Origin of the sequence: Luteimicrobium sp. NPDC057192 (assembly GCF_042670205.1) — a bacterium.
Taxonomy (GTDB): Bacteria; Actinomycetota; Actinomycetes; order Actinomycetales; family Cellulomonadaceae; genus Luteimicrobium.
In genome coordinates this window covers 127,306-144,377 of record NZ_JBHUWD010000003.1, presented here as the reverse complement: position 1 = coordinate 144,377, position 17,072 = coordinate 127,306, and the positions used below count along the sequence as shown (strand labels likewise).

Sequence of the window (17,072 nt, the reverse complement as noted above, 5' to 3'; positions counted from 1 at the left end):
CGACGGGCCGCGTGCCGACCCGCGCTCGTCCCCGCGCCTGTGCACGAGCAGGAGATCTCGGCGCCTGGGGGTGGCCCCGCCTCACGGAGTTCACCCGGCCCAGCCGTCCCGGGCAGCCCGCGGCACGGCTCCCTCGGAGCAAGGAGTCCTGTGCCGAAGGAGGCGCACATGTCGGGCTGGGCGATCCACGGACGCATCGTCACGATGGCCGACGACGTTCCTGCCGCGTTCAGCGGCCGCGTCTGGGTCCGCGACGACGGGACGATCGCCGCCGTCACGCGCGGCACCGCGAAGGGACCCGCAGAGCTGCGCGGCGCACCCGTCGTCGACGTGGGGCACTCGCTCGTCCTGCCCGGCCTCGTGGACCTGCACAACCACCTCGCGTACAACACGCTGCCGCTGTGGGCCGAGCCGACCCGGGCCACCCCGTGGCCGCACCACGACGCGTGGCCGCGCGCGGCGTCGTACGCGGCGTCGACGACGTGGCCGGCGTACGCGTTCATCACCGCCTGCCCGGCGGAGCTGCTGGCCTACGTCGAGGTCAAGGCGCTCGTCGGCGGGACCACGTCGATCCAGGGCTCGCCGCCGAGCAACCGCCCGCGCGACGGCTGGCTCGTGCGCAACATCGACGACGAGTCCTTCGGCACCGGGAACCGCAACCTCGTCCTCGCGTCCGTCCTCACCGCGACCCCGGCCGTGCTCGCGGACCGCGCCAACAAGATGCGCGCCGGGTCGGCGTTCGTCTACCACTGCGGGGAAGGGCAGCAGGGCAGCATCGTCGCCCGCGAGTACGACGACGCCGAAGCGGCCGGGTGCCTGCAGCCCCGGTTCGTCGCGGTGCACGCGACCTCGGTGCCGGCCGGCCGGTTCGCCGACTGGACCGACGCCGGCGCCGTCGCGTGGAGCCCCTTCTCGAACCTCTGGCTCTACGGTCAGACCACCGACGTCCCCGCGGCCCGCGCCGCCGGACTGGACGTCTGCCTCGGGGCCGACTGGGCGCCGTCGGGCAGCAAGAACGTGCTGGGCGAGCTCAAGGCCGCCCGGCTCGTCAGCGGCCACCTCGGCTGGGGTCTCACCGACGAGGACCTCGCCCGCATGGTCACGTCCTCGCCCGGTGACGTGCTGTTCCGCGCCTGGGGGCGACAGGTCGGGAGGCTCGAGCCCGGCGCGCTCGCGGACCTGCTCGTGCTCGACGCGACGCCCCGCGCGAACCCGTACCGCGCGCTCGTCCGCGCGACCGAGGACGACGTCCGTCTCGTCGTCGTCGCCGGCAAGCCTGTTTACGGCGAGGCCCCGCTCCTGACGCCGGCGCTCGCGGCCTCCAGGCCGGGTGCGGCGCCGGCTCCCACCACGGTTCGCGTCGGCGACCGCACCATGGCCCTCGTCCTGACGGACCCCACCGACGGCACGACGCCGTGGGCGTGGGACGACGTGGTGGCGCGCCTGGAAGCCGTGCGCGCCGACCCGAAGCACGAGATCGAGGTCGCGCAGGAGCGCGCGGAGGCGTTCGGCGCGGGCGGCGTCGACGCCAGCCCCGACCTCGGCCTGCAGCTCGCCCTCGACATGCCGACAGGCGTGGGACCGGTCGGCGGCCTCCCGCACGACCTCGGCCAGGTCGTCGTCCCGCCCCTGCAGTCCCTCGTGCACGACGCCGACTGGCTGGCTTCCGTCCGCGGGCGCGGCTTCCACGGCGGCCTGCTCGACGGGCTCGCCCGGTACTACGGGTAGGCGACCGTGACCACCACGACCCACGCCCCCGTGGCCGACGCGCTGCGCGGCACTCTCCTCGCCGACGCCGCACCCCGGCTCGCCGCAGCGTCCCACCTCGACGGCGGCGAGCGGCTCCAGGTGATCGACGCGCTCGCGACCGTCCTCGAGGGCGTCTACGCCCACCTGCCCGCCAAGCGCGCCGCGTACGCGACGGACCCGGTGCAGGCGCTCGCGCTGCTGCGCCGTCGGGCGGGGGACCTGACGGACGCCGAGTTCCACCAGACGTTGACGCGAGTGGTCGCGGGGCTGCGTGACCGCCACACCCGCTACGCGGGTCCGACGCCGCTGCACGGCCGGGTCGCGACGCTGCCGTTCCTCGTCGAGGCGTACGGACCGGGCCCGACGTTCGTCGTGTCGAAGGTCTCCGAGGGCGACGGGGTACCCGCCGACTTCGGCCCCGGTGCCGAGGTGGTGTCGTGGAACGGGGTGCCGATCGGGCGGGCCGTCGAGCTCCATGCGGACGTCGAGACGGGTGGCCGTCCGGACGCGCGCCGGGCGCGGGCGCTCGAGTCGCTGACGTTCCGCGCCCTCGACTACGGGCCGCCGCCGGACGAGTGGTGGGTCGTCGTCGGGTACCGGCCGGTGCGCCGCGGGGGTGGGCTCGGGACCGTGCGCGAGGCACGGTTCGACTGGCGGGTGCTCGCGCCGGGGCGCGCCGCGACCGCCGTCCACGACGCGCGCCTCGCCCGCAAGCTGGCCGTCGACCCGGCGGGCGAGGCCGTGCGCCGGGCGAAGAAGATGCAGTTCTCGACGGACCTGTGGCGTGCGGACCAGGCCGCGGGCGCCCGAGACGACGCCCTGCAGGACGTCGTCTCCGCCCGCGCCCTCGACGACCGCACGGGCTACCTGCGGCTGTGGTCCTTCGACGTCCAGGACGACGACGCCTATCTGGACCGTGTCGCCGCCCTGCTCGCGGTCCTCCCGCAGGAGCGGCTCGTGGTGGACCTCCGTGGCAACCCGGGCGGCCTCGTGTGGGCGGCCGAGCGGCTGCTGCAGCTCTTCACGGACGGTCCCGTCCTGCCCACGCGATTCAGCCTCGTCGCGACGCCGCTGACCCGCCAGCTCGCCGACAGCCCGTTCAACCGGCTCGAGCTCGAGGCGTGGAGCCCCTCGCTGCAGGACGCCGTCACCACGGGTGACGTGTACTCGCAGCCCCTGCCGGTCACCGACCCCGCCTGGTGCCGGGACCGGCCGCGCGCGTACCCGGGGCGGGCGGTCGCCGTCGTCGACGCGACCACCTACTCCTCGGGCGACCTGTTCGCGGCCGGGTGGCTCGACAACGGCGTCGGGCGGCTCGTGGCGGTGGGCGCGGGAACCGGTGCGCACGCCACGGGCGGCGGTGGCGCGACCGTGTGGACGTACGCGCAGCTCCGCGACGCGTCCGCGGGGACGGACGACCCGCTGCCCGCGCTCCCTGCCGGCTGTGGGCTGACGGTCGCCGTCCGGCGCGCCGTCCGGTCGGCCGCGGGCGACGGGATACCGCTCGAGGACCTGGGCGTCGCCGGGCGCCCCTACACGATGACCAAGCGGGACCTGCTCGACGGCAACGCCGACCTCCTGAGCTTCTGCGCGCAGGTGCTCGGGGACGAGTGACCCCGCGGACGCAAGGAGGAACCATGTCCACCCCGACCTTCGACCCCGGCCCGCCGAGCGCGGTCGCACAGCACTTCGCGGCGCTGCCGTCGTACGCCGCCCACGCCGGTCTGTTCTGGTACGACTGGGGGCCGATCCTGTACCGCGGTCGGCTCAACGGTGCGGCGCGCGTGCTGTGCCTCGCGTCGGACCCCGGCCCGACCGAGCGCGTCGCGCACCGCACCCTCGTCGGCGACGCCGGGCAGCGCGTCCAGGGCTTCCTCACGAAGCTCGGCCTGACGTCGTCGTACGTGTGCGTGAACGCCTACGCGTACGCGCTGCTGCCGTCGAAGGCGTCGCGCGCCCAGCAGGACGTCCTGCCGCTGCCCGAGCAGGTCGCCTGGCGCGAGAAGCTGCTCGCGCTCATCACCGGGCCGAAGCTGCAGGCGGTCGTGGCGTTCGGCGGGCAGGCGCAGGGCGCGCTCGACCTGTGGGCGGGGCTGCCCGCCGGGGTGCACGTCGAGCGGGTGCCGCACCCGTCGTCGCGCAGCGCGTCCGCGCTGCTGAGCGCCTGGCGCGACGCCGTCCCACGGCTCCGCGCCGTCGTCACCCCCGACGCCGACGGCGCCGCCGGGCTCGCGCTGCCGAACTACGGCACGTCGTTCCGCGAGTCCGACTACGCGCCGATCCCGCGCGGCGACCTGCCGTTCGGGGTGCCGTCGTTCCTCGGCGACGACGCGTGGGGCAGGAAGGCCAAGCCGCGGCACAACAACGGCGTCAGCCGCCCGTCGAAGGACCTGCTCCACACGATCGAGTGGATCGCGCCCCGGTCATGACGGTGACGTGACGCCAGGGAGGTCGTCCGGGTAGACGACGTCGAGCTCGGTGATCGAGCGGGGGAAGTCCTCGCGGTTGTTCGTGAGGAAGCGGTCGACGGCGACCGCCGTCGCGAGGTGCGTCGCGCCGGCTGGACCGAGCCCGTATTTCACGGCGAGCGCGAGGGAGAGGCGCGCGGTCGGGGCGTCGACCGGAAGCAGGTCGAGCCTGCCGAGGTAGCTGATGAGGGTGGGCGCCTTGTCGGAGTCCGAGCCGAGCCGGAGCGGCTTCGCGAGCACGCTCCACGCGGTCGAGGACCGACGGGAGCGTGGCGCGGGCCTCGCTGACGGTGAGTGCCTTCATGCCCTCCACCGTCGCAGTCTGTACGTCGACGTACGAGTGCGGACCACGTGTCGACCGACGAGCAGCCGAGATCCGTCGCGCAGGGCGCGACGAACGGATCTCGGCTCCTCGGTGCGGGCCGCGAGGCGCGACCCGCTCGTGCGTCAGCGGTGGACGTGTCCCCAGAAGTGGGTGTGTCCGCGCGTGACCTGGACGACCGTGCCCGGCGCCGCCGGGTCCTCGTTCGCCATGGTCGCGGCCCACAGGGAGCCGTTGCGTGCCGTCTCGACGGCGACGACGCCGGGCAGCGTCACGAACGTCGAGACCCGGCCGCGGTCGACCATCGAGATCTTGCCGCCGAACAGCTCGGCCACGTAGATCTGGCCGTGCGTGCCGAGCGCGAGGTTGGTCGCGCCGAGGAAGCCGCCCGCGACCTTCGTCACGTGACCGCTGCGGGCGTCGACCCGCCAGAGCGCACCGCGGGCGCCGAGCTGCGGACCCTCCGGGCCGCCGGGCAGCGTCGTCACGTAGAGCGCGCCGTCACGGCCGACCTCGACGTCCGTCGGCACGGGCTCGAACGCGTACGTCACGCCGACGACGCAGTCGGGCAGCCCGAGCCCCGCAGCCTGCGCCGCGGTGATCTTCAGCGGCTGGGGCGGCAGGACCGCGAGGGTGCTGACCGTGCCCGTCGAGCTGACCTTGAAGAGGGCGTTCGCACCGGCGTCGGCGACGACCCAGCCGTTCCTGACCGAGGCCACGGAATAGGCGTGGGAGTCGACCTGCCCCGTGTACGAGACGGGGAACCCGGCAGCCGTGAAGGCGTCCGTGACGCACTGGCTCGGGTTGGTGATGCCGTAGTGGTTGACCTGGTCGGGGTTGTTCGCGACCTCGAACGCGTGCGTGTCCGCGTAGACGCGGCTGCCGAGCGGTCCCCAGATGTTGAGGCCGCTCGCGGAGTTCTCGAACGTCTCCTCGTTCGTGACGGTGGTGGTGAAGGCGAGGTACCGGCCGTCACCGGAGCGGGCGACGCCGGACGCGCCGGGCTGGTCCGTCGCGATCGGTACCGGAGCACCGCCCATGCCGAGGGTGCCGACCATGTTGAGGCCGCCGTCGGCGAAGTAGACCTTGCCGAACGAGAGGTCGAGGTTGAAGGGCGCCACGAGCTGGTCGGACTGGACGACCGGGTTCGGGGTGTGGACGGGTTTGCCGTGGGCGGACGCGACCGCGGCAGGCGTGGCGAAGACGAGCGCGACGGCGCCGAGCGCCGCGAGCTTCTTGGAGGTGCGCATGAGCTCTCCCCATCGAGAGGTACGACGAAGTGCGGAAGGTGGCGCGCGGCGCGCGCGGAGCACGTGCGGGACGCGAGAGGGGGCGTCGTCCGGTGCGTGGGGCAGATTGTGAGCCAGGTCACAACGTCCACCATCGTCTGGCCGCGTGTTCAGCAGTGTCAACGCGCGGGCACAGGATCGACGGGGTGAACTCGGGCGGGTCGTGCGTCACTCGGGCGCACTGGAGCGTTCCCGGCCGAGCCTCCGGCGCGCTCAGGCGGCGTCGTAGTCGGCCGAGACCGCGGCCGTGACCTCGATGTCGTCGGGGCGCAGCTCGAAGCCGCTGCCTTTCGTGCTGCTCGCCGCCGCACCTCGCGCAGCGACGGTCGTGGGTCCCGGGCGGGAGCCGACGTCGGGACGCAGCCCGGCCTCGTAGAGCGTCACCAGGCGCACCTCGCCGAGGCCCAAGGCGCTCGCGTACTCCGACGCCCGCGCGCGGGCGTCGAGCGCGGCGGACCGCCGGACCTCCTTCGTCAGGGTGACGCGGGTCGTGTCCGTCAACGCCCACTCGACGCCGTCGAGGCTCACGCCGGTCCGCTCGGCGACGGCCGACGCCCAGGTGCTGAGGACGGAGAAGTCGCGGAACTTCACGCGGATGCGCGAGCTCGCGCGGAACCGCAGGACCTTCTGCGAGTCGAGGTGCGGCTCCGGCTTGACCCACTCGTGGAACGCCCAGGCCGCGACGCCGTCGGCGCCCCACCAGGTCGCGGTCCCCGCGTCGGTGTGCGCCTTCGCCTCGTCGACCAGCCGTCCGTGCGTGCGCCGCGCGTGCTCGAGGACCGGCTCGCGCGCCTCGCCCGAGAACGACACGCCGACGGTCAGCGTCCCCCGCTCGGCGCGCTGGAACCGGACGGCTCGACCCTCGACGGCGATCAGCGGCATGCGCGGAGAATACCCTCGAGCCGGCGCACGACCGCGCGGTCATCCACCGTCGCGCTCGCCCGTCGTGACGACGCGCACCTGACGGGTCGCCCCCGCCTGGCGACCGACGAGGATCATCGTCACGGCGTCGTCCGGCAGGCCGCCGGCCACCGCGCGCGACCGCGGCCGTGCGAGCTCGACCGTGAGCTGCGGGCTCGCGCCGTCAGCGAGGCGGAAGCCGCGATCCGCGACCGCCGACGCGGCGAGCGCGAGCGCGACCCGGGGCCAGCGGGCGAGCGGCGTCGTCGGGCTCACCGGTTCCAGCACGAGCATGAGGGTCCCGGCGCTCCCGCCCGCGCCGGCGATCCGGAGCCCGCCCGGCCCGCTCGCCTGGGGTTGCGCCGCCGCAATGGCCCCCGCGAGCGCCGCGTCCGACGCCGGCTCCGTCGCCGCGGAAGCACCCACCGCGGACTCCAGACGCCGCACCTCGCGCTCGACCGACGACGCCACCGTCAGGACCTGCCCGGCACCCTCGAGCCGCACCTCGACGTGGAGGCGGACCCCCGTAAGAGGGGCGGACGCGCGGTCGTGCTCCGCGAGCGTCGTGAACGCCTCGCTCAGCAGCAGCCGGTCGATGCCCTGGGCCGTGAGAAGGGCGTCCGAGCCGCGGAGCGCGGCGGGCTCGTCCGCGGGGGGCGGGGGCGGTGGTGCGGCGGCGCCCCACGCGCTCGCCTCGCGCTCGCCGTCCACCGCCAGCCCGTCGAAGAGGTCCAGCTGGACGCCGTCCGACAGGAGCGCGTCCTGACCTGCGCGAGCACCGCTCACGACGCTCACCCTCGACCTCCTCCGACCCCTGCGCGGTGACAGTACCGTCCGCGCGACCACCGCCGCCACGAGTGACGGCGAAGATCTCGTCGCGGGCACGCCGCCGGATGTTGACCAGGGTTTCCTGATCGGTCGTCAGGTAGTCGAGCAACGCTCGTGCGAGGCCAGCGCGGCGATCACTTGATCGGCTGCGGCTTCTGCTGGGTCGTGCTCCCAGAGCCGGAGCACGCCCCAGCCGGCGGCGTCGAGGAGCAGGTTGGTGTCAGCGTCGCGTGCTCTGTTCGCGTCGATCTTCTGGCTCCACCACAGAGAATTCGACTTAGGTGCGGTCCCATGGGCCGGGCACCCGTGCCAGAAGCACCCGTCGATGAATACGGCCAGCTTCTGGCGGGGAAACGCGATGTCGATGGTCCGTCGGTTGTTGCCCGGGACCTTCACGATGAGTCGGTAGCGGAGCCCGCGACGATGCAGCTCCCTTCGCAGCAGGAGCTCCGGTCTCGTGTCGCGTCGAAGGGCCTGGGACATGCGTTGAGAGACGGCCTCGGACGACGAGCCGGGATGCTCGGGTACGTGATATGTCGGGATCGGTGGCTCCGGCGTGGGTAGCTGGTGCTGGGATCTGCAGCGTGAGTCCCAACCAGCCTATGATGCGCGGCGCGACGCCTGGTGGCATGGCGTCGAGGGCCGATCAAGCTAAGCTTGGGTCCATGACCGAGCCCGCCCGAGTCGCGCCGTTCGACTACGTCGATCTGTTCGCAGGCATCGGCGGGTTCCACGCCATGCTCGATCACGCGGGTGGTCGCTGCGTCTACGTCTCGGAGAAGGACAAGGCTGCACGCAACACTTACCTGAGGAACTGGGTCGAGCCGCTGCCGATCGAAGAACCACGACCCACCATCAACGACGACATCACGGCTGCCGACCCTGCTGCAGTGCCGCCGCACATGGTCCTCGCTGCAGGGTTCCCGTGTCAGCCGTTCTCGAAGTCGGGGCGCCAGCGAGGCATGGACGAGGCGCGCGGCACGCTGTTCTGGAACATCGCCCGGATACTCGAGGAGAAGAAGCCGCCGGTGGTCCTCCTCGAGAACGTCCGGAACCTCGCAGGCCCGCGCCACGAGCACGAGTGGGACGTCATCATCGAGACGTTGCGCGACCTGGGCTACCGAGTCTCCAGCACCCCGACGATCTTCTCTCCCCATCTCCTCCCTCCGGAGATGGGTGGCACGCCTCAGGTGCGGGAGCGCGTCTACATCCTCGGGACGTACATCGGTCCGGGGAGAGTGAGGGCTGAGCTGCGGCAGGGTCTGGAGCCCGCTCCCACGCTCAGGCGCGAGGTGGTGGGTGGGTGGTCGCCAGAGCGCTGGCGGATCGAGGGAATCCTCGACGACGACGACTCGATCGACGGTCTCGACCGTTACACGTTGGACGACGACGAGACGAAGTGGGTGGCTGCATGGGACGACTTCGTCCGTCGTATGCGTGCGTCGACGGGAGACAGGCTCCCCGGCTTCCCGCTGTGGTCAGACGACTGGGTTCCGGAATCCTCGCTCGACTCCGACGCCCTCGCCGCCCTGCCGACCTGGAAGCAAGACTTCCTCCGGAAGAACGCGCGGTTCTACGACCGGCACCGGGACGTCATCGAGGGTTGGAGAGAAGCGCACCCCGAGGTCGCTTCCAAGTTTCCCGCGTCTCGGAGGAAGTTCGAGTGGCAGGCGCAGGACGCAAAGTCGTTGACCGAGTGCGTCATCCAGCTCCGCCCTTCCGGCGTGCGAGTGAGGCGCGCCACCTATGTGCCCGCGCTGGTGGCGATCAACCAGACCTCGATCGTCGGGTCGCGGATGCGCCGGCTGACGCCTGACGAGGTCATCCGGCTTCAAGGGATGCCCTCGTCGTTCGACTTCGGTAAGCAGGCCGACAAGGCGTCCTACAAGCAGGCCGGCAACGGCGTCTCGATCGGCGCTGCATGGCATGTCTTCCGTGCGCACGTGCTCAATGAGCGCGAGGCCAAGGACCTCCCGCCCGAGTTGGTGGCGGCCGTCGCAGCGGCCGGCGAAGCGTTCCCGACCGCCGTCACTCGGCTGACCGGCGTAGCAGCGCCGCTTGACGATCAGCCGATCTCGGGCACGACGCTCAGGGGTGTCCGAAGCCGGATGAGCTGAGCACGGCTCCGACCACCGACGGCAGGCCGACGACGGGATTGAGGTCACCCCTGACCTGCGTGGGGAGATCGACGCTGTAAGCGACCGACTCCGGGTCGATCGCGTCGAACGGCTCGATGTCGGGTCGACGTAGCAGGCGAATCGCCGGGTCGTCCAGGTCGTAGAGCCGTTCGAAGCGAGTAGTGAACCGGCGGGTGAATCGCGGAAGTTCTCGGTCCTTCATGTGGTCGTACCCCTGCCCACCATCGCCTCCGTACTGGCGGACCTTGAAGCGAAGGTCGTCGCGGTCCTGATCCTCGGCGAGCAGCCCGAGCGTCGCGTCGACGAGGGAAGAGACGGACCACCCCTGCGGGGTGCCAGCAGGAAGCCAGGAGATGCCCAGGCTGAGCAGGAAGAGCTTGGCCTCGGGCACGCCGCCGACCGAAACGCCTACCTCAACCTGGTGAAATCCCTGGATGTGGTGCTTGGAGGTCGGGCCGGTCGTGGTCTTGACCTCGAGCCCGACGTCCCCGATCTGGAAGTCACGCGAAGAAGGTGCGCTGCCTGCCCACGACCCGAGCAGCTCCGCGCGTCCCGCAGGAGGAGCGGCAGCGAGGAGAGCCCGCAGAACGAGTAGCTCGCCGGCGAGCCCGACGAGAACCTCGTCGCGGGCCGTCGCGCGCCCCAGCAGCATCGCGATGACAGGCTCCGTCAGCGCAAACGCTGTCGCGGGGATGTCGTGGTACCCGTTCGCGACCAGCTCCGCACACACGAATGCTGCCGCCCCGTCGAAGCCGTCGGAGTGGGGAAGGACGAGGCGGTTCGCCCTGATCGGCTCCCCGGCAGCGCGGTGCCAGACCTGGTACTGGAGACGCTCGCGCACCGGACGGGTCGCTGCTTGGAGCTCGTCGCCCAGGAGGAAGATCTCCAGTCGCCCCTCCGGCTCGCGTGCGACCGCGAGTGTGTGTTCGGCATCTGCCCACACCAGGTCTCGTTCGGCCGACTTCGCAGCGGGTCGAAGCTGAAGGACCTCGTCACGCAGCCACTCGAACGACCGTTCGGTTGGAGCTTCCGTCATACGCACATCCTCTCGCGCGTGGCATCGGCTGTGCGGGAGGCTAGCGTCTTGCCCGGACATGGTCCGGACCACCGCGCGGGATCGAGGCGCCCAGCGCGATCGTTGCGCGGCCACTCTCTCTTCGGACGACGTGGAACAAGAGCAGTCCGTCCGATCCGGGACGCCTGGCACCGTCGTCGGTGAGGGTCACCCGTGACTCAGGGGCGGCGCGATCAAACAGCTCGTCGCCAACGATGCCGTCGTCGGTGCGGTTCCGTGATCCCCAGCTTGCATGCATGTCGTTGCCGACGAGGCTGCGCTCCATAGGACGGACCGGCACGCCAAGTCTGGCGAGAGGGCCATCGGTCAGCGGGTCGCCGCCACCGAAGCGCAGCCCTACGCGAAACCGAGGTTGCAGCTCCCGCCGTGCGCCGAGGTCGACGAGGTTCCAGCGAACCGGAGGATCGTCCGACGAGACGACTCCGGGGACCCGCCTCGTCAGGCACTCGGACCAGAACCGGAGATACGCGGCCATCACGTACGGTGACGCCGACCCGAGGTCGACGCTGTGCGGGACCTGCGGGGCGCGATACAGGCGGAAGGTGCTCGGAAGACCCGCATGGTGTGCGAGCGAGGCCCATCTGCCTCGCTCCGCGGACAAGCCGTCGTCGCCATGGTCGCGATAGCGCATGCGGTCCAGCAGGTCGGCCGTCTCCATCAGACCATACGTCTGCTTGAGCAGGAGCCCGCGCGGGGCGTTGACGCTTCCGACCACGAGATCGTCCGAACCGAAGAGGTCAGCGACCAGCGCAAGGTTCGGATCGTCCTCCGCGGGATTCATGTGCCGCACGAAGGGGTGGTCGCCGGGAAACAGCGGCTCGGAACGGAGACCGGAGATCTTGCCGGTCGCGCGAAAATCCTTCCCCTGGAGGATCGTGAAGTCTGGCGTGCGATCGCCGGTACGCATCGCCTCGAGGATGTCGCGCCGAAGTGCCTCGTCGTTCTGGTCGTACTGCGCAAAGAGGCTGATCTGGTCGCTGGTCGTGAGGACCCGGCAGAGGTCGAGGATCTTGCCTCGGTAGCCGAACCACCGCTGCATCTGCATCTGCGTGTCGGCGAGCGGGGCGTTCGAGCGGCGCGTGAACAGGGTCGTCGAGAGTCCGTCCAGCGTCAGCCCTCTCGACATCACGTTTCCCGAGACGAAGATGGTCGAGAGGTTGCGAGGCGCGTGCCAGCCCTGGGCGTCCTGCCACGGCCCGAATTCGGGACGGTCGTCGGCGTTCTCGTCGCTGTTGATGACGGCGACGGCAGTCCCTGGAACGATTTCGTCGAGAATGATCGTCCGGATCTCGTCCCAACGATCGGAGCTCGGCACCCGCCTCGGTTCCGGTGGGTCGAATGCCGAATTGACGAACTGCGCGGCTTCGCCGTAGCTCTCGAGCCAACGCAACCAACGATCGGGATGGAGGGTGATGTCCTGCTCGACGCCGTCCCGCCGTAGCCAGCGATGCCCGGCCTCGTCAGCAGGATTGCCCACCGGGAGGTCGGTCCTCTCGCCAATAGACCACGCGACGACCTGGTCGGCGACCTCGAAGTGGACGTCCTTTGCTGATGCGGGGTGGATCAGCATCGACATCACGTCGGTGGCTGCTTGCGCCTCGGCCTTCGAGCCGAAGACCCGATTGCGGGCTGTTGCCGGTCCCAAGATTCCGGGGCGCCTCCCGACGCGTACCGCAGAGGCCACGAGGTAGGCGCGCAGGGCGTCCGGCACCAGGTCGTCGTCGGCGACGTCGTCGGTCGGCACGCAGAGCGGGATCCCGTCCATGGTGCGGTAGAAGATCTCACCACCCGTGTACCAGCCCGTCACACCTTCCGGCACACGGTAGCTTGGGGTGCGTACCTCCGGATCTCCTTCCGTTCCCGGAGTCCGGAGGCTCGCAACAAAGTCCTTCGGCGCCAGGGGGTTCCCGTCGTCCTGAAGAAGGTTCGCCTGCGGTGTTGCGGTGTAGGCGAGATAGGTTGCGTAGAGGCGGTCGTTCGCTGTGCGGCCGGGCTGTCGGCGGTCTTCCCACAGATCGAGGATTCGTCGTGGGATCTGCTTGCGCTGAACTGAAAGATCATCGGGTGATCCTTCGAGCGAAGCATCGACGATCGACGAGTCGTCGGCCTCGTCATCGATCACGAGAACGTGGAATGGCTCGATGCGTCCCGCGGTCAACGGGTAGAAGCGCTGGTGAAGACTACGGGCGAGCTGCTCGATGTGAACTGCGTGCTTCATTGCGACCACGAGGAGCGGCCTCCCGAGGTCGAGAGCCCGCGATGCGGCCCCGGGCGCTACTCCGTACAGCTCGGAGACCGGTCCCGGCAGCTCTTCGCCGGTCGCGATGCTTCGTCTGGGGACCAGAAGACGCCTCCGCGCTCTTCCGGGGCCGGTGTCCAGCTGCTCGACGAGACGAGAGAACGTCTGCAGCCACAGGGCGGTCCGCGTGCCCGCGAGGACGACTACGGCATCGACCCCGCGGTCCAGGGCCTTTGCGGTCACCGCCATCATCGACGCGGTCTTGCCCGACTGGACCGCACCCATGACGAGCCCTCGGCGCACTCGCGAGCTTGGCCACTCGTCTGACGGTGAACCGTCGCCGAAGATCCCGTGAGCCACGATGTACTCGGCATCCGCCTCGATCACCGCCCGGCTGACTGCCCCGATGCCGGAACCGTCCAATGCGGTCGCGTAGGCGGACCACCAGGAGTCCTGCGCTGGCTCTGGGGCGAGGACGACGTGCTCGACACCGTGAGGTGCAGCATCGCTCCCGGTCACGACTGCAGGGTCTCCTCGGTGACGCGGCTCTCCTTGTGGAGACGGGCGAGGCCGGTGAGGCCCGATGCACCGAATTTGTCGCGGAGCGCTGCGTCGGCCTCTTCGACCTCGATGCCGAGGAGGTCGAGGAGCTCCACGACGACGCGGGCGACGAACTCCCATTGCTGGCGCGACTGCGTCTTCACGGGGCGCTTCCAGCTCGCCGACGCGCGGCGAAGATCATCGATCGCATCCTCGAGGTCGTCTGCGAGATCCTCCCGCACCGCGACGGCTGAAGAGAGCCCGATGAGGCACGCGACCAGCTGGAGCTCCTGCCACTTTCCCTTGCTCTGCGAGTTGCGGAAGGTCGGCGCCCAACCTTCTGCGGCGACGACATGGGCGTCGAGCCCGTGGTCGAGCAGGAGCATGGCGTCCCGCACAGTGCTCCGTTCCCGCAGACGGTCCTTCTTGTTCTCGCTCACTCGCTTGAGAAGCATGTTGATCTGGCCGGCCGTCGACCGTGACTCTGCACCCTCGTACTCCTGGAACAGGACCGCGGCGACCCAGGAGAGGAGCTTGGTTCGCTTGTAGCCCGCCCTGCCGAAGCCGTACTCCGCGAGCGTTGCGGGGGTAGAGCTCAGGTCGTCCCAGTCGTCGACGAGAAAATCAGCAACCACTCGGACATCGTCCGCGTCACCGGCCGTCGCCAGCAGCGCGCGCATGAGGTCGAGCTGGTGGTAGAGGGCGTTGCGGATCTCTTCCGCGTTGAGGTGCTTTCCCTGCTTGTTGTAGAGGCTGAACACCTCGTGCACCTGTGCTCGCGTGACACGGCGGTAGAGAATGACCGGCACCTTGTACGTCGACTGCTCGAAGACGGCCTTGACGGTGCGGCTCTTTCCCTGGACGTCGATCGGCTCGTCGCGGATCTCCGAGTAGTACTTGCCGCGCAGCCCCGCCAGCTTGCCGCTGAGAGTTCGGACCTCTCCTCCGCGGAGCGGGAACGGGAAGTAGTTCGCGCGTTCAACCTGAGCGGTCATCCGTGCCTGCTCGTTCTTGTTCCAGAGCTTCTTGAACATGGGGTAGTCAGTCTTGAAGATGTCGGAGAGATCCGCGATACCCCACTCGGCCGCTTTTGCGGCCACGATCTCGAGAGCCTTCGGGTGCGCACCGACGAAGCGGAGGAGGGACGTGAGGCGCTGCTTGCCATCGACGATCTCGAAGATGCTCCGGTCGTCGTCGTCGCGCTCCAGGATAATCACCGACGGCAGCGGGATCCCTCGAAGGACCGACTCGATGAGAAGCTGGGCATCAGCCGTCGGCCAGACGTCGGCGCGCTGGTATGACGGGCTGAGGTCGAGCTCGCCGTCGCCCGCATGCTGGACGAACTCGTGGATGTGCCACGTCGCAGCCTCGGCGTCGATTGGGCCGCTCTCCTCGGCCTCGTCCTCATCGATGACCTCGTCCCAGGCCGCCACCCATGTCTGGGTCGCGGTTTCGAGGGTGGCGCTCCCCTCTGCCTCGTCGTCCATCGACTCCAGGAAGCGATCCCGGAGGTCGCTCGCCCGCTCGAGCCGCTCCTGGAGGCGCTCGAGCAGGTTGATCATCCAGGTCCCGCCGTCAGGGAGGTCATTCAGCCCGAGTGCACCTCCGAGACTCTGGTCGAAGTCCTCGGAAGAGGCGTCGATTGCGAGGCCTTCAGGAAGATGGAGCCAACCTTGGACATCGGCGAGCCGGTCGCGCCACGATCCGTCGACAAAGCTGACGTCGGTCGCGCGGATCGGCTGGGGCGCCGGCGAGATTCCTGCCGGGCAGAGGGAGTCCTCGCTGAGCTTCGCGATGTGCTCCGCGACGCTCTCCTCGATCTCGCTGCTGGTGAGCGGCATAGATGTGCCCTTCGTGTGCATGGCCGGAACGGTGGTGGATTCGGGGATAGGTGGCCGCGACTCGGCGACCTTGCGGAGGAGCTCGGCGTTCTCCGCCGTTGGGACTCTGACCAGCCGCTTGATGACCGCCGCGTCGACGAGGCGATTGAGGCCGACCAGGGTGATGGTGTCTCCGGTCGACCAGCATGCGGCGTCCCAGTCGACACCGAGCGCTCCGGCTATCAGCCGCCCGCACTCAACTTTGCGCGCCGTCTCGGCGAGGTCGAGCCCGAGGAAGTGGCCAAGCGCTTCAAGCGCCGAGCGCTTCTCCTTGCTGCCCGGGCCCAACGGCTCATTGACCTCACCACCGAGCGCGTACATCCGCGCTGTCGCGACGCCTTTCGATGTCGCCGAGGCGTACTGCACCATGAGCCCTGCATCTCCCGAGGTTGCGCCCACGCTGGTCGTCAGCGCCGACCATACAAGACATTGCCTATGCATACGTTCGGGCCGCTGTCCGTCTACTGGCAGGGCGGCTCTGCGAGGGGATGATCGTTGACGACCACCAGACTGGCCCAGTCTCTCGGAATGCCCCGGCATGAGAGCGGCGCGTGGCCCGACGTTCAGTCCGGACAGCCCAAGTTTGGCGGCGTCCAGCCTGGGACGAAACAATAAATTCACCCATGGGCGCGACGCGTCCGGCCTCCGGATCATCCGCGGGCCTGCGCCGTCCTGGCCTCCAGGCGCACCCCGCGGTGGCCGGACACCACGTCGGGTGATCTCCGTCGGGTGATCTCCTTGGCCCGCCGGGCGGAGCGTCGATGCGTTCATGGGCCTCGCTGCTGTGCGAGTTCCAGCGGGTGGGAACTCATGCTCGCGTCCGTGGCTGGGTTGATCGTCAGGTCGTCGACCCCTCGGTGTCTGTGACGTTCCAGAGCGGGAGCCGCCCGACGTGGCAGGCTCGGGCCATGGCCACCGTCCTCCTCGTCCGCCACGGTCGTACCACCGCCAACGTCGAGGGGGTCCTCGCCGGACGGGCGGCGGGAGTGCGGCTCGACGCGACGGGCCGGGCCCAGGCGGCCGCGACGGCGCACCGTCTCGCCGCGGTCCCGCTGGTCGCGGTGGTGACGAGCCCGTTGGAACGCTGCCGGCAGACGGCGCGGGCTGTCGTCGAGCGGCAGGCGACCGGACCGGCGGCGCCCGAGCTCGTCGTCGAGCGGGGCATCACGGAGTGCGACTACGGCGACTGGCAGGGACGCCCGCTGCGCGACCTCGCGAAGGAGCCGCTGTGGGCGGTCGTGCAGGGCCAGCCGTCGGCGGCGGTGTTCCCTGGCGGTGAGTCGCTCGCGGCGATGCAGGCGCGATCCGTGGAGGCGGTCCGCCGGCACGACGCCGAGCTCGAGTCGCGCCACGGGAAGGGTGCGGTGTGGGCGGCCGTCGCGCACGGCGACATCATCAAGGCGGTGGTCGCGGACGCGCTCGGCATGCACCTCGACCTGTTCCAGCGGATCGCGGTCGGCCCGGCGTCGGTGTCGGTCGTTCGGTACGGGCCGCACCGGCCCGAGGTCGTCGCGACGAACACCGAGGCAGGGGACCTGTCGTGGCTCCGCGACGCCGCCCTCGCGGGCGACGCGCCGGTCGGCGGGGGCGCCGGGTCCGCCACCACCCACTGACGGACGTCCGGCTCGCTCCTTAGAGTGGAGG

13 protein-coding genes are annotated in these 17,072 nt (G+C 70.5%); 5 read left to right on the top strand and 8 right to left on the bottom strand.

The window, feature by feature from the left end; translation table 11 throughout:
* Nucleotides 1-168: 168 nt before the first annotated feature.
* From ACFT5B_RS03215 to ACFT5B_RS03205, 3 genes are read left to right on the top strand one after another with little or no spacing between them, the layout of a single operon-like run.
* Complete coding sequence (locus ACFT5B_RS03215) at nucleotides 169-1,728, top strand: amidohydrolase family protein (RefSeq protein WP_386796535.1); 1,560 nt, start codon at nucleotides 169-171, stop codon at nucleotides 1,726-1,728.
* A 6-nt stretch (nucleotides 1,729-1,734) separates the two neighbouring features.
* Nucleotides 1,735-3,363 (top strand): S41 family peptidase, encoded by a 1,629-nt coding sequence (locus tag ACFT5B_RS03210; RefSeq protein WP_386796534.1) that lies wholly within the window; start codon nucleotides 1,735-1,737, stop codon nucleotides 3,361-3,363.
* 23 nt (nucleotides 3,364-3,386) lie between these two features.
* The gene (locus ACFT5B_RS03205; protein ID WP_386796533.1) at nucleotides 3,387-4,178 is read left to right on the top strand and encodes a hypothetical protein; all 792 of its coding nucleotides are present in this window, start codon (nucleotides 3,387-3,389) and stop codon (nucleotides 4,176-4,178) included.
* On the opposite strand, the gene ACFT5B_RS03200 is transcribed toward ACFT5B_RS03205, so the two are convergent.
* From ACFT5B_RS03200 to vsr, 5 genes are all read right to left on the bottom strand, one after another.
* Nucleotides 4,173-4,457, bottom strand: coding sequence for a type II toxin-antitoxin system VapC family toxin (locus ACFT5B_RS03200; RefSeq protein ID WP_386796532.1), 285 nt, complete (start codon nucleotides 4,455-4,457; stop codon nucleotides 4,173-4,175). The two genes, ACFT5B_RS03205 and ACFT5B_RS03200, sit on opposite strands and share 6 nt — an antisense overlap.
* A 207-nt stretch (nucleotides 4,458-4,664) precedes the next feature.
* Entirely contained in the window at nucleotides 4,665-5,789 is a 1,125-nt protein-coding gene (locus tag ACFT5B_RS03195) for a ScyD/ScyE family protein (RefSeq protein WP_386796531.1), read from the bottom strand.
* Between the two features lie 252 nt (nucleotides 5,790-6,041).
* Entirely contained in the window at nucleotides 6,042-6,710 is a 669-nt protein-coding gene (locus ACFT5B_RS03190; RefSeq protein ID WP_386796530.1) for an SIMPL domain-containing protein, read from the bottom strand.
* 39 nt (nucleotides 6,711-6,749) lie between these two features.
* Complete coding sequence (locus ACFT5B_RS03185; protein WP_386796529.1) at nucleotides 6,750-7,523, bottom strand: hypothetical protein; 774 nt, start codon at nucleotides 7,521-7,523, stop codon at nucleotides 6,750-6,752.
* A gap of 126 nt (nucleotides 7,524-7,649) precedes the next feature.
* Nucleotides 7,650-8,099, bottom strand: a complete 450-nt coding sequence (vsr, locus tag ACFT5B_RS03180; RefSeq protein WP_386796548.1) for a DNA mismatch endonuclease Vsr — start codon at nucleotides 8,097-8,099, stop codon at nucleotides 7,650-7,652.
* Between the two features lie 122 nt (nucleotides 8,100-8,221).
* Here vsr and dcm point away from each other — a divergent pair, with 122 nt between their 5' ends.
* Nucleotides 8,222-9,673, top strand: a complete 1,452-nt coding sequence (gene dcm / locus ACFT5B_RS03175) for a DNA (cytosine-5-)-methyltransferase (protein WP_386796528.1) — start codon at nucleotides 8,222-8,224, stop codon at nucleotides 9,671-9,673.
* On the opposite strand, the gene ACFT5B_RS03170 is transcribed toward dcm, so the two are convergent.
* The 3 genes from ACFT5B_RS03170 to ACFT5B_RS03160 are packed head-to-tail and all read right to left on the bottom strand — an operon-like array spanning nucleotide 9,645 to nucleotide 15,797.
* Nucleotides 9,645-10,730: a PD-(D/E)XK motif protein gene (locus tag ACFT5B_RS03170; RefSeq protein WP_386796527.1), complete on the bottom strand. Its 1,086-nt coding sequence runs from the start codon at nucleotides 10,728-10,730 to the stop codon at nucleotides 9,645-9,647. The two genes, dcm and ACFT5B_RS03170, sit on opposite strands and share 29 nt — an antisense overlap.
* A 40-nt stretch (nucleotides 10,731-10,770) precedes the next feature.
* Nucleotides 10,771-13,527, bottom strand: a complete 2,757-nt coding sequence (locus ACFT5B_RS03165; RefSeq protein WP_386796526.1) for a Z1 domain-containing protein — start codon at nucleotides 13,525-13,527, stop codon at nucleotides 10,771-10,773.
* Nucleotides 13,524-15,797 carry a DUF262 domain-containing protein gene (locus tag ACFT5B_RS03160; RefSeq protein WP_386796525.1) on the bottom strand — a complete coding sequence of 758 codons (2,274 nt, stop codon included), beginning with the start codon at nucleotides 15,795-15,797 and terminating at the stop codon, nucleotides 13,524-13,526. The genes ACFT5B_RS03165 and ACFT5B_RS03160 overlap by 4 nt, the downstream gene beginning before the upstream one ends.
* 539 nt (nucleotides 15,798-16,336) lie before the next feature.
* On the opposite strand from ACFT5B_RS03160, the gene ACFT5B_RS03155 reads away from it, so the two are divergent.
* Entirely contained in the window at nucleotides 16,337-17,041 is a 705-nt protein-coding gene (locus ACFT5B_RS03155) for an MSMEG_4193 family putative phosphomutase (protein ID WP_386796524.1), read from the top strand.
* Nucleotides 17,042-17,072: the final 31 nt, after the last annotated feature.

What these genes read in the sequence shown, in the direction of transcription:
- ACFT5B_RS03215 (WP_386796535.1), top strand. Translation starts at nt 169, where the DNA reads ATGTCGGGCTGGGCGATCCACGGACGCATCGTCACGATGGCCGACGAC.
- ACFT5B_RS03205 (WP_386796533.1), top strand. Translation starts at nt 3,387, where the DNA reads ATGTCCACCCCGACCTTCGACCCCGGCCCGCCGAGCGCGGTCGCACAG.
- ACFT5B_RS03195 (WP_386796531.1), bottom strand. Translation starts at nt 5,789, where the DNA reads ATGCGCACCTCCAAGAAGCTCGCGGCGCTCGGCGCCGTCGCGCTCGTC.
- ACFT5B_RS03190 (WP_386796530.1), bottom strand. Translation starts at nt 6,710, where the DNA reads ATGCCGCTGATCGCCGTCGAGGGTCGAGCCGTCCGGTTCCAGCGCGCC.
- dcm (WP_386796528.1), top strand. Translation starts at nt 8,222, where the DNA reads ATGACCGAGCCCGCCCGAGTCGCGCCGTTCGACTACGTCGATCTGTTC.
- ACFT5B_RS03170 (WP_386796527.1), bottom strand. Translation starts at nt 10,730, where the DNA reads ATGACGGAAGCTCCAACCGAACGGTCGTTCGAGTGGCTGCGTGACGAG.
- ACFT5B_RS03160 (WP_386796525.1), bottom strand. Translation starts at nt 15,797, where the DNA reads ATGGTGCAGTACGCCTCGGCGACATCGAAAGGCGTCGCGACAGCGCGG.
- ACFT5B_RS03155 (WP_386796524.1), top strand. Translation starts at nt 16,337, where the DNA reads ATGGCCACCGTCCTCCTCGTCCGCCACGGTCGTACCACCGCCAACGTC.